The 12,815-nt window shown below is 44.1% G+C and carries 9 protein-coding genes; 3 read left to right on the top strand and 6 right to left on the bottom strand.

The genetic code is table 11. From position 1 onward, the window contains the following. Window positions 1–3: 3 nt before the first annotated feature. From R8G66_08355 to priA, 4 genes are all read right to left on the bottom strand, one after another. Window positions 4–2,055, bottom strand: a complete 2,052-nt coding sequence (locus R8G66_08355) for a prolyl oligopeptidase family serine peptidase (protein MDW3192362.1) — start codon at window positions 2,053–2,055, stop codon at window positions 4–6. A 153-nt stretch (window positions 2,056–2,208) separates the two neighbouring features. Beyond that, entirely contained in the window at window positions 2,209–2,955 is a 747-nt protein-coding gene (locus R8G66_08360) for a DUF6048 family protein (GenBank protein ID MDW3192363.1), read from the bottom strand. Then, a complete protein-coding gene (locus R8G66_08365; protein MDW3192364.1) occupies window positions 2,924–3,646 on the bottom strand; it encodes a hypothetical protein in 723 nt (240 codons plus the stop codon). Before R8G66_08365 ends, R8G66_08360 begins: the two co-directional genes overlap by 32 nt. Beyond that, window positions 3,643–6,102, bottom strand: coding sequence for a primosomal protein N' (gene priA, locus R8G66_08370; protein ID MDW3192365.1), 2,460 nt, complete (start codon window positions 6,100–6,102; stop codon window positions 3,643–3,645). Before priA ends, R8G66_08365 begins: the two co-directional genes overlap by 4 nt. A 222-nt stretch (window positions 6,103–6,324) precedes the next feature. On the opposite strand from priA, the gene R8G66_08375 reads away from it, so the two are divergent. Further along, complete coding sequence (locus R8G66_08375; protein MDW3192366.1) at window positions 6,325–6,696, top strand: hypothetical protein; 372 nt, start codon at window positions 6,325–6,327, stop codon at window positions 6,694–6,696. Between the two features lie 105 nt (window positions 6,697–6,801). On the opposite strand, the gene R8G66_08380 is transcribed toward R8G66_08375, so the two are convergent. Continuing rightward, the gene (locus R8G66_08380; protein ID MDW3192367.1) at window positions 6,802–9,765 is read right to left on the bottom strand and encodes an insulinase family protein; all 2,964 of its coding nucleotides are present in this window, start codon (window positions 9,763–9,765) and stop codon (window positions 6,802–6,804) included. 139 nt (window positions 9,766–9,904) lie between these two features. On the opposite strand from R8G66_08380, the gene R8G66_08385 reads away from it, so the two are divergent. After that, complete coding sequence (locus tag R8G66_08385) at window positions 9,905–11,482, top strand: DUF839 domain-containing protein (GenBank protein MDW3192368.1); 1,578 nt, start codon at window positions 9,905–9,907, stop codon at window positions 11,480–11,482. Between the two features lie 267 nt (window positions 11,483–11,749). Next, on the top strand, window positions 11,750–12,280 hold the full coding sequence (gene msrA, locus R8G66_08390; GenBank protein MDW3192369.1) for a peptide-methionine (S)-S-oxide reductase MsrA: 531 nt from the start codon (window positions 11,750–11,752) through the stop codon (window positions 12,278–12,280). Window positions 12,281–12,283: 3 nt separating this feature from the next. On the opposite strand, the gene R8G66_08395 is transcribed toward msrA, so the two are convergent. Next, window positions 12,284–12,757, bottom strand: coding sequence for a hypothetical protein (locus R8G66_08395; GenBank protein ID MDW3192370.1), 474 nt, complete (start codon window positions 12,755–12,757; stop codon window positions 12,284–12,286). Window positions 12,758–12,815 lie beyond the last annotated feature (58 nt).

Genomic DNA, 12,815 nt, shown 5'->3' on the forward strand with positions numbered 1-12,815 from the left:
AATTTACTTTTCTAATTTTCTATTGAAAAATTCAGCGGTAGCCTGATAAGCATCAAGCCAATTCTGATGTAAGAGGAAGCCATGGACTTCATCGGGGAATATCAATTGTTCGAATTCCACGTTGTTGCGTCTGAGGGCTTCTGCAATATCTACGGTTTCTCTAAAAGGTACGTTTCGGTCATCGTCTCCGTGAATCAATAACACTGGGGCTTCCCAGCTTTGAACATGTGCGATCGGCGAGGAATCATAGGCTAGTTTTGCGAACTTTGATCGTTTCAAGGGGTCGTAGGAAGGGATGAAGTTTTTGATGATGATGTTCCAGTCGTGGGCCCCATGAATATCTACGCCGGCGGCAAACATGTCAGGGGCTTTGATTAATCCCCATGCGGTAAGGTATCCACCATAGGATCCTCCCCATAATCCCAGCCGTTTTGCATCGATATCGTTTCTGGCCTGTAAGTACTTTCCCGCGGCAATCACGTCTTTTACTTCACTAGCTCCGGTTGCACCATATGCAAGTGCTTCACGGAATTCCATGCCATACCCGATACCACTGCGGTAATTGACAGATAAGACCATATATCCAAGGCTAGCTAAATATTGATTTTGGGCATAAGCATAGTGATAATAACCTCGATGATGAAAACCCATGAGCATTTGCCGTCTTGATCCTCCGTGAAAGAACAGGAGGCCCGGATACTGTTTGTTAGGGTCATAATTACTGGGCTTGAACAATTGTGCATGGATTTCCATGCCATCTTCTGCTTTGAAGATCACTTGCTCGGGTTGCACAAGTTGACTTGAACGATAATTGTCATTAGCGTCAGATAATGGTTCAATACTTTTCTTTTCGAGTTTAACGACCGATGCAGGCTGCGTTCCTGTAGAAGCGATGGCCACCACTTGATCTTTTATGGCAACTGGTCCCCATTCTACTCCAGTACCTTTCGATAATTGGGTCGTTTTACCAGAGCTTATTTCCGTTTTCCAGATGTGCTGACGGTCTATGTCTTCTTGATTGCTAGAGTAATACATAGATTTTCCTTGTGGCCCCATGGATACGAATTGTACTTCGAATTCTCCATCGGTCAGTCTCTGAACTTTTCCCGATGCTACGTCCACGGAGAACAAATTGGTCCAGCCATATTTTTCCCACGGGTAGACAATTTGATTGTCAGCGCTCCAAAAAATCTGATTACTGGCGCTAATCGATCGATAGACACTTCCTGCGCCTTCGTCTGCTTTCCATACCTGCGTTGATTCTCCTTTATTAACATCAGCCACCCAGATGGACCAGGGAAGGCCGCTGCGGTGCGGTTCGAAGATGAGTTTTTCTCGTTCGTTGGGTATTTTGACATACGCCAATTGTTTTCCATCAGGAGACCATACAGGATGTCGGTCATGATCCACCGATGGGTTGAGGTAGTTCAGTGCTTTACTTGCTAAATCATAAACGCCTAAAAATGAGTGATCTCCTCGACTACTGACGAAGGCTAATCGATTGCCTTCAGGGGACCAACAAAGGGTGTTGCAGCTTGCACGTGTATGGAAGAGCTGGGTAGGTTTTTCTTTGCTACTAAGGTCAACTGTCCAAACTTTTCCACCTTTCACAAACGCCATGGTATTTCCTTTAGGCGAAAGCATAGGAGAATTCCCTCTTGTAATCAAGCTGTCGATCGCAGATTCGAAGTAGACCACTCGGATTTCTCGGTTTACACCTGAACTGATCAAGGCAGGGTTGGCGAATTCTCCCCGTCGGTTCGGACCGGAACCTTTGACATATACCAGTGCATTTTCATCATTGGTAAAAGTCAGATTGGACAAAGGCTGACCATCGTCCAATTCAAAGTAAGTCACTTGTTTTGCTTCCAGATTTGGTGTGGTGGCAATCCAGATGTTTCGGACACCTTCCTTGTTTTCTACCCAGGCTACATTAGTGGCAGAAGGAGAACGAACCAGATCTGATGCAAAGGAATAGGAGAGGAAGTCTTTCAATTCCTGAGCATTGGCCCAAATTCCGGTTGAAAGGAATAGGATCAGTAGTGATTTTTTCATAAGGGAGGTCGATTGAGGTATCAGATTAAAGATACATGATCTGGTGAAAATTGGTCAGATTAACCTAAAACCTCCTCGGAAGTGACCTCACAAACTTTTAAGTAACGACAGTGCTGTTTGAGAAGACTCAAACGATGGCTTCAGTGAAAGCTTCTAGATTCCGAAGGGATAAAACCGGATAAAGAAATTCATCGCGAGGTTGCTGTCTGCCAGCGTACGTCCATAACCGGGGATGGTATACACTTCAATGACTTCCGGGTTAGAAGGATCTCCGAAACGATCACGGTCCAGTAAGAATCGCCACCTAAGCTGTAATCCGATGCGAAACATGCGATTGAGTGGAGACTCTGGAACGGATTTACGCAGCTTTAATTGTCCGACGGAAGTCAGTACTCCGGAAATCCAGGTTGCAGATAGGTTTTGTCTTTGAAAGGAGTCAGTAAATTCTGTAGAAAGGTTATCTGTGGGATCGATGGTATAAGTACCTTCATCGTCGAATTGACTGCTGGCATAGCGGAAACCAATGCCAATACGATTACCAGGTGTGTTGAAGGGAAACGAAAACCCCATTCCGGCTCGGTAATAGCTCCCTGTCGAATTGTAAGTGCCATTTTCAATCGCCTGATTGGAGGATTTATCCCAGAAACCGTATTCTCCGACTAATTCAATGTTTTCAACGATTTCCAGCACTACACCGCCCTCTATTTTATTTTCAAAATCAAATGGCAGGGTCAATACCTTGCCGTAATCGATGTGGAATCCCAGATTAAATGTTTTTTTTCCAGGAGAATCTTCCGCAGCAACACTATCAGTCGCAGCAACTGTCAGACTATCACTTTCCTGCGCCAGGGTGCAGAATACGCAGCCACTAAAAAGAACAATAGATAGTAGTAGTCGCATTTGTATTATTGGTTTCAGGATCAACCCGGACTGAATCAAATGAGGTCGTTGTATAGGCAATGTTCTCGGCACCCACCAGTATGTTCCTTCGGGCACTTTGCGAAGTAGAGGTAGTGTAGGTAACCGTTAGGTCGTATTCCATTGATGCAATGGAAAAGGCATAGCTGATAGCAGCATTATTCGGATCCAGAGGTAGCTTGTAGGCAGTTGCAGAATCCGCGAAGGTCTGAAAGGTACCTGTTTCAATATTCGTTACCGTATCCACCAATAAGTTTCCACTCTCTACCGTTGCAATGATGGAGGTAAGGTCCGATCGTTCCGTATTTAAACTGTTTTGTGATTCAGCATTACTGGTTAGTAACTGATTATTGGCTTCAATTTTATTGGCCGTAGCCATAGAGTCGTCACGTAATTCGATCATGCCACGTGCAATTCTGGCGGTTAGCGAATCCAGCAAGGAATCTAAAGTCACATTGGATGCTGTCAGCGATGTTGCCATGGTTTGCAGTTCCGTCAGAGAAGCATCAATGGCCCCCAAATCCGTATTTAAGGTGTCCAGTGAAGTCTGATTGAGGAATACGAATGAAACCCGCGGCGCGTCCACGGTTGTGACACATTCTTCACAATCGTTACATCCCCATACGAGGAGCAACAAGACCATACTAAACCAACCTAATTTCTTAATGATCATATTGGATCTACATCGAAGTGTACCCTGACACTTTTAAACGACTGCAAAGCTAATAACGTATCCCTACTTGACTTTAAAAATTCGCGGACTCCTGGCAGGTTGATGCCTTCTTTTTCCAAACGAATCACCAGTTGGAACCGATAGTAATTCCGAATCTTGGAGATTGTTGGTTCAATAGGAGGCGAACTTCTCTCACCCAATTGTTTTCGAAGGAAGAAACTAAGCTGATCAGCTGCTTCGTAAGCCGTCTGTTTGTCTTTATGTCTTATCGTAACCTGAATCAAGCGGTAGAAGGGAGGATAGCGGAACTTGTGGCGTTCTTTCATCTCATCGTGGTAGAACCCTTCATAATCCTCTTGTTGGATCTGAGTCAGTAACTTTAATGAAGGATCATTGGTTTGTACGATGACCCTACCGCGTTCCAGTTTTCGACCTGCACGGCCACCTACCTGGGTTAGCAACTGATATGCACGTTCATGAGATCGAAAATCGGGAAAATGAATGATCCGATCGGCATCAAAAATGCCAACAAGTTCTACCCGTTCGAAATCCAGTCCTTTACTGATCATCTGCGTGCCAACCAAAACGTCAATTTCTCGACGTTCGAATCGGTCAATGATGTCCTGATAGGCATATTTACTCCGCGTGCTGTCCAGGTCCATACGTTGGATCCTTACCTCAGGGAGTAGGATACTAAGTTCTTCTTCTATCTTCTCCGTGCCCAGTCCCACGGTTTTTAAGCTTCTCTCACCACAGGATGCACAAGTTTCAACCATGGATTCTTTGTAGCCGCAGTAGTGACAGTTTAGCGTATTGGCGTAAATGTGATAGGTGAGGCTCACGGAGCAGTTTGGGCACTTGGGAGTATGTCCGCAACTTTCACACATGACCACCGGAGCATATCCACGTCGATTCTGGAAAAGAATGCCTTGTTTTTCCCGGCCAATCACTTCTTGCAATTCATTGAGCAATCGGGAAGAAAAGCTGCCTTTGATGGTTTTGCGTTTTCGCTCATCGGTCAGGTCGACCAGTTGGTAAATGGGCTTGGGCTGATCACTGAAGCGTTCATTGAGTTCGATCAGTGCGTATTTGCCACTTCTGGCATTGGTATAAGTTTCAAGAGAAGGAGTAGCTGTTCCAAGCAAGATCTTTGCATCCAGTTGATGGGCAAGATAGATGGCTGCATCTCTTGCATGATATCGGGGTGCCGGATCGTGCTGTTTAAAAGAAGATTCATGTTCTTCATCGACGATGATCAATTCGACATTGGTCATGGGAAGGAATACTGCACTGCGCACTCCAATGATAAAGTCAAATTCTCCTTTAAGGCACTTCTTCCACACTTCCATTCGTTCCGTATCTGAAAAACGGGAGTGGTAGATGCCAAAACGATTGCCGAAGATTTTTCTGAACCGTCCTATGATCTGAGTGGTGAGTGCAATCTCCGGCAACAGATACAACACCCGACCACCTTGCTCGATGACCTGATGAATCAGCGACATGTAGATTTCCGTCTTACCACTTCCGGTAACCCCTTTTAACAATACAGTACGCTGGGTTTCAAAGGCAGTCAGGATCTGATCTCTTTTCAATCCCTGGATGTCCGACAATTCGGGTAAAGGCCCGATATTCAGAGAATTATATCCGAAGCGATCTACGATCTCATCCCATTCTTCGAAAACACCATTCTTGATCAATGTCTGAAGAGAAGAAGGACTGACACCTTCTTTGATCATCTCCGGTTTACTGGCACCCAGAAGGTTTTGAGAAGGGTCTTGTAATACAGGCACATCTCGCAGGTACATGACCAATGCATCAATTTGCTTGGTTCGTCGCTCCAGCTGTTGCAGTAGCTCGTCTAATTGGGCTTCTTGCAGGTACGGTTGGGTGAGTCGTATCCGTTTTTCCCTTTTAGGCGTGTACTTGTCTTTCAGTTTTTCCAATAATTGGATCAGGCCCCGTTCTTGCAATGACTTGATCAATTTGATTGGCTGTTCCAGCCCCGTGAGTTTACGGACATCATTAATGTGCAGGTCTTTGTCTTCCAACTTCCGTAGGATCCATTCCTCTTTTTCGGTCAGAATATAGAGGTCAGGTTCAGCATTGGGTGCCAGAGAAATGAACGCCTCTGAAGACAGCTTAAAGCCAGATGGTAATGCTGCTTGAAGGGTTTCGCCTAGTGTACAGAGGTAGTATTCAGCGATCCATTCGTAAAACAAGAACTGATCTTCCGATACAAGCGGCTCCAGGTCCAGGGCATCTATGATGGGTTTGATCCGAGAGAGGTGGTCTTGTTTCTCGACAATCCTCCTGATCACACCCGTGTGAAATTGGGTTTTACCAAATGAAACAACTACCCGGTGGCCCGGTTGCGCATAGTCTGCAAATTCGTCTGGGACTGAATAAGTAAATGTTCCCGGAAGGGGCAATGGCAGTATAACTTCGACGTAGATCAACGACAGCAAAACAAGGTCAATGGGGGGGGATCACAAAATGAAAACCCATCTAACTCATCTTTTTTATTAAAATTGACTTCAAATGAGATCACTTCATAGACTTAACCCATTTCGGCACAATTTTAGTTTCAATCACGATACACACTAGACAAAATGATGATGAAATCACCTCTACTATTTTTGACCGTATTATTGATTTATTTTGCTTGTAACGATTTGAAATTGAAAGCTGCAGAACAAGAAGGTATTCGTATTGAGAATCAACAATGGAGATTGGTTCGAATGACTGGTAGTTTTATCAACTCCGAAACGACCGGAGCGGACATGGCCTGGCAAGAAGTTTATACGCTGACCGAAAGTGGTGATTTTACCAAAGAAAGACAGGAAGATGGAGCCACAATTACTGCTATAGGGAGTTATCAGATTGTCGATCTATCAGATGGGCCCTATTTCGAATTCACCTACAGCGAAAGCTCGGAGATCATCGGCAATTGTACAGGAGACCTGAAGGAATTGCTTTCTTTTCGAAACAATGCTTTATTCGGAACCTGGCTGGCTTGTGATGGCCCCGGATTGGAATATCAGAGGGATTGAGCTTCAGAAGCGATTACGAAATAGCCCATTTGTTACGAAGCCCTGAAATTGAAAAGGCCATCCTATTGAGAATGGCCTTTTACTAATCAATTTTGGGTAAGATCTTTATTTGCCCGGTTCGATGGGCTCATTATCAGTATAACCGAATAATTCGTCTAACGATAACTCAGTTACCTCTCCATAAGTTTTCAAAGCATTAAAATCAATTTTATCCCGGGCACCTACCAGGACGGTCACATACTTTTGGTCTTTGATGTAATTTTCATGGAAGGATTTAAGGTTCTCGAATTCTATGCTTGAGACCTGTTCGTAAATATCTTTCCTTACGTCATAGTCCAGTCCCTTGTCCTGAGCACTGATGTAATTCCACAAGACACCCGAGCCTGTGATTCGCTCACTTTCGATTTTATTGAGAATCGCATTTTTGGCAATGTTGAAGGCTTCTTCCGATTCTGGCATGTCATTTAATAGGCCCATCATGGCATTCATGGCTTCGGCCTGTTTGTCGGCTTGTGTGCCTACATAGGCAAACAGATAGTTTGCTTTGTCCTTTTTCGAGGGTTGAGAATAGGTGGAGAATACCGAGTAAGCAAGGCCTTGCGCCTCCCGGATTTCCTGGAAGACAATGCTATTCATACCACCGCCAAAGTATTCGTTGAACAGACGGACAGCAGGTTCATTTTGAGCATCGTAGTTTTCACCTTTGGCCAGGAAGATGATCTCCGTTTGTACCATGTCATAATCTGTCCAGAATACCTGAGATTCATCAATGGCCAACTCCTCATATCTTTTCAAGGACGGAACCGGATCAAATTCTGCTGGTACTGGGTGGTTCGTAGCAAGAAACTCACTGACGGCATCAGCTTCACGGGGACCATAGTACAAGATTCGGTGGGGAAGTTTAGTGATCCCTTTGATGATATCGGTTAACTCTTCTGCCTGAACTTCCTGCAGTTCGGCATTGGCCATCACATCGTTGAATGGATTGACCTCTCCGTATTTACCGTAATTGTATAGTCCGTCCCAAAGAATATTGCCTTTGTTTTTCTTGGCATCGGAACGTGATTTAAAGGTTCGATCGACCATGTTATCCAGCGCTTCCTGATCAGGTTGAGGGTTTGCCAGGAGTGATTCGAATAAGGCAGTAGCTTTTTCCATGTTTTCATCCAATCCGGATAAAGTGACATATGTCCGTTCTGTCGAGGCAAAAACACTGAAGCTGCAACCGATTTTGTACAATTCCTTTTTGAATTCTTCTGCGTTGTAAGCATCGGTGCCCAAAAATTCCAGATATTGCACGGCCATCGCCATCTTTGGATCTGCATTTTTACCCAGGTCCAACAAGTAGGTCAATCGAAAGAGCTCATTTTCCTTGTTTTTCTTGGACAAGACGTCCACGTTATTGACAGAAAATTGATCAATGTCTTCGGAAAAATTGACGAAAGCAGGAGTGAGCTTATTCACTTCCGTATCGGCCATCGCCTGATGGAAATCAGATTTATTTTCTCTGTTCAGAGGTACTTTATTGATCTCGGGTTTTTCCACCTTTTGCTTATTTGTATCTTCTCCATTACGCTTGTAGACGACCACATAGTTGTCGTTGTAATTTTCATTGGCAAAAGCCACCAACTCCTCTTTGGTGATTTTTTCCATCTTGTCGATTTCCTGGATGTAATCCGACCAATCCATATTATTCGTGAAGGCCTTCACCATGTTGTTGGCACGTGACCAATTACTTTCAAGCCCCTGCATTCTGGATTTCTTAAGATCCGTGATCACCGCATCTAATAGCCAGTCATCAAAATCACCATTTTTCACCAATGCTATCTGTTCAAGAATCAAATCCCTGACTTCTTCAAGCGACTGGTTGTTTTTGGCATTTCCATAGACCGTATGAAGCGAATAGTCATTCATGTCATCGACATAAGAACCTGCATTGAGCACGGCCTGCTTTTGTTTCAGGTTCAAATCAATTAGTCCTGCCTCAGCGTTGTTGAGAATCATATCAATCAATTTCACTTTAACCAATTCTTCAGAGCTGGTGCCACCAAATCGGAAAGCCAGATTCAGAAACTCTGCATCCGGGCCATAAACTTCTTTTACTACCGGCTCAGTTATTGGAGCTTCTTCTGGTTTTTCCCATTTAGGTAGATTTTTATTAGACTCCCAGCTGCCGAAATGCTGATCGATCAGTTGGATGGTTTCATTAAAATCAATGTCTCCGCTCATGCAAATGGCTACATTGTTGGGCCGGTAATACTTGTTGAAGTAATTCTTGATCTCCGTGATTGATGGGTTTTTGAGGTGATCGATGGTGCCGATTACCGTTTGCGTTCCATATTGGTGCTTTTCAAAGGCACCTTGATACATCGTTTCATAAACTTTCCAAAAATCATTGTCCAGAGACCGGTTCTTTTCTTCATAGACCGCTTCCAATTCGGTATGAAAGAGACGATTAACAATCTTGCTGAAGCGGGAACCTTCAATCTTAAGGAACCTACCGACTTCATTAGCTGGGATGTCTACAGTGTACACTGTTCGATCTACGGTAGTGTAGGCATTCAGGCCTTTTGCACCGATCATCGACATCATTTTATCGTATTCATTCGGAATTGCCAACTTGGCAGCTTCATTGGAATATTGATCTATTTTGGCATAATAAGCTTTTCGATCAGAAGCATCTTCCAGTGTGCCGTAGTGATTGAACATTTGTTCAATGCTATCCAGCATGGCCACTTCTTCTTCGTAATTTAAGGTGCCGAACTCATCATTGCCCTTGAACATCATGTGTTCCAGGTAGTGAGCCAGACCAGTATTATCGGCAGGGTCATTTTTTCCGCCAGCCTTTACCGGAATAAAGACATGGACACGAGGAGCGTTCTCATAATCACTCAGGTATACTTTTAGTCCGTTTTCCAGCGTGTATATCCGGGTATTCATCGGATCACCCACCACATACTCGTAAGTATAGCCGTTTTCCGTAGCAGTCTTGGTCTCGTACGGCTGTTCTGAAGGGCCACATGCATATATAATGAGCCCCATTAGCATAACAAAAATTTCTTTCTTCATATTAAGTTAGTCATCGGTTCACAAGATAACGCGGATTCAGATTTTATCTTGTCTTTGACATGATGGAAGGCGCGAGAAGAGGATAATAGATAGGACGGGATTCCATCGGCATGCTTAGATTTGAAGCGATTTAGAAACTATGAACAGAAGATCCTTCATTGAATTTTTAGGTAAGGGAATGGTGGCCGCACCGGTTTTGACCAGTTTGTTGTCCTCATGTACATCAGGTGGAGAATACTTAACAGAAGCTATCACCGGAATTTCGTCGAGTGCCAGGGATGAGGTTGTATTGGCTGATGGTTTACAATATGACCTGTTGGTAAAATGGGGTGACCCCATCACCGCAAGTATGAACTTTGGGTACAACAACGACTACATTGCTTTTCTCAAAGATTCGAAACGTTCTGGCTTATTGTGGGTAAATCATGAGTCTGTGAATCCAGTACTGGATCCGGAGTATGATACTGATAAGGCCCGATTAAGAAAAAAGATAAAACAAGAAATGGAAGATGTGGGCGGTTCCATCTTTCGTATTAAAAAAAGTGGAGGCTCCTGGAATATCATTCAGGACGATGAAGCTAATTTCAAACTGACAGGTAGTAGTGAAATCCCTTTTGAGTGGCATGATCGGGTAGCAGGGGCTGAAAAAGCAATGGGAACACTGGCTAATTGTTCAGGAGGAGTGACCCCCTGGGGTACGATTTTAACTTGTGAAGAGAACTACGATACCTTCTACGGCGATTATAATGACCTTCTGGGAACTTACGAGGCAAGCCCTTTGCAATGGGAGTTGTTTTTTCCCAGAAACAAAACCGAACACTATGGTTGGGTCGTAGAATATGATCCTTCCTCGAAAACAGCGAAGAAACACATTGGTTTGGGGCGTTTTGCTCATGAATGTGCAACGGTAAAAGAATTACCGGATGGTCGGGTAGTGATCTATTCTGGTGATGACATGAATGGCGGATGCTTGTATAAATATGTCTCAGATGAGGCGGGTAAGATCTATCCCGGAAAGCTGTATGTGGGTGATTTTAGTGCAGGTCAGTGGCAAGCCATTAATTACGAACGACCTGAATTAAAGACCCGCTTTGAAAGTGAGACACAGATGCTGATCAAGACCAGGCTTGCGGCTAAGTATGTTGACGGAACGCCTCTGGATAGACCCGAAGACATAGAGATCGATCCGATTGATGGAAGTGTGATCATCGCCCTGACCAACAACAAACCCGAGGAGAACTATTTTGGTTCATTGATGCGATTGAAGGAAACCGACGGCTATGATGGATTGACGTTTAGTTATGAAACTTACCTGACAGGCGGCGAAGAAACTGGTTTTGCCTGTCCGGATAACCTGGCATTCGATCCGGCGGGTAATTTGTGGTTTACGTCAGATATTTCAGGTAGTGAATTGAATCTGCCACCTTACGACAGTTTTGGGAACAATGGGTTGTTTGTGGTACCTCGGAGTGGTGTCAATGCCGGGCAAGTGATCCAGATGGCCAGTGCACCGAATGATGCGGAGTTTACCGGACCGTGTTTTGGTCCCGATGGAGAATTGTTTTTAAGTGTACAACATCCCGGGGAGACCAGTAAAGGCATTCAGTACCTGACATCAAATTGGCCGGGAGGTACGGGAACCATTCCGAAGCCGGGTGTTATTGTCATTAGCGGAGATCGTCTGGAGGACTTTCAGGTAGCTCCTGATCAGGTCTAACATCTTTAGAAGAGATAATGACCGCTGGTCCGGTGTATACTCTTTGTCACCCTCATTGCTATTGCGAATATTCTTTAGTAGCTTATGTTTGCAGTCTACACGTATCACGTGTTGGTTGATTATTTGTCTAAGCTAGTAAAACCCCGTCTCTTAAAGAGGCGGGGTTTTATTTTGTACAATCCTCAGAAAATCGACTTCCAATTTTTTCCAGATCCCTCCGAACCATTAATATTGGCGAGCTGTTTTCTATCAAATCAATAACCGCACATGCAAGCAGTAGCTACATTTGGCAATGGATGCTTCTGGTGTACAGAAGCCGTTTTTCAAAAACTTAAAGGAGTGTCGAAGGTGAAGTCCGGGTATTCCGGAGGGAAAATCGACAACCCCACCTATAGGGAAGTATGCTCCGGAACCTCGGGGCACGCTGAAGTTTTGCAGATCACTTATGATGACGAACAAATTACTTTTGATGAGTTATTAGAAGTTTTTTGGAATACGCACGATCCTACCACGCTTAATCGACAGGGAAATGATGTGGGTACGCAATACCGATCCGTGGTTTTTTATCACGATGATGAACAGCGTAAGCAAACAGAGGCTTACAAGGTACAACTGGATCAATCAGGCACCTGGAAAGATCCTATTGTGACGGAGATCGCGCCATTCGAACGATTCTACGAGGCAGAAAACTATCACGATGATTATTTCAATCAAAATGGATCGCAGCCGTATTGTCAGTTTGTGGTGCGTCCGAAAGTAGACAAATTCGTCAAGCAATTCGCTGATAAGTTGAAGTAATACTTAGATATCAAGGAGATCCGTAAGTCCTGAGAGGATACTTCCGACGCCATCAGAGACGGAGCCAAGTACTTCGGTAAAAGAAATCCAGGAGGCGTCCATGTCGATATCGGGCATACTGATCAAATCATCCCATATACTCGATTCCGAACCTCCCAGCATTTCCTGGCGCATTTCGATGTAATCACAAGAATCTCCTTTGGATAGGTGATATTCATCAAAGTCTTCGTGAGAGCTAAAAATGCTCATGGCCCAACAGACAAAATCGGGATCAAGTTCTACGGTAGTATCTTTACTTTTCTTGCGATGAATCTGGCGTACTTCTTCGGGGTTGTAAAAGTCCTTTTTGCCATAAGTAGCCACTAATTCGTGACCAATTTCATTGATGTATTGAGCTTTATTGGCAGGAGCAGGAGGACAACTTGGAATTTTCATTGCTTGATTGTAATTCCCTTCCAAATACGGATTCTTTCCCACATTGTTAAGAGAGTTTGAATAGATATGTATAACCAAGTATATAAAAAAAAGAAAGCCA

It is taken from the genome of Cytophagales bacterium, from assembly GCA_033344775.1.
GTDB lineage: Bacteria > Bacteroidota > Bacteroidia > Cytophagales > Cyclobacteriaceae > JAWPMT01.

Excerpts from the sequence above, each read along its gene's own strand:
- msrA (MDW3192369.1), top strand. The coding sequence starts at position 11,750 with ATGCAAGCAGTAGCTACATTTGGCAATGGATGCTTCTGGTGTACAGAA.
- R8G66_08365 (MDW3192364.1), bottom strand. The coding sequence starts at position 3,646 with ATGATCATTAAGAAATTAGGTTGGTTTAGTATGGTCTTGTTGCTCCTC.
- R8G66_08360 (MDW3192363.1), bottom strand. The coding sequence starts at position 2,955 with ATGCGACTACTACTATCTATTGTTCTTTTTAGTGGCTGCGTATTCTGC.
- R8G66_08355 (MDW3192362.1), bottom strand. The coding sequence starts at position 2,055 with ATGAAAAAATCACTACTGATCCTATTCCTTTCAACCGGAATTTGGGCC.
- R8G66_08380 (MDW3192367.1), bottom strand. The coding sequence starts at position 9,765 with ATGAAGAAAGAAATTTTTGTTATGCTAATGGGGCTCATTATATATGCA.
- R8G66_08385 (MDW3192368.1), top strand. The coding sequence starts at position 9,905 with ATGAACAGAAGATCCTTCATTGAATTTTTAGGTAAGGGAATGGTGGCC.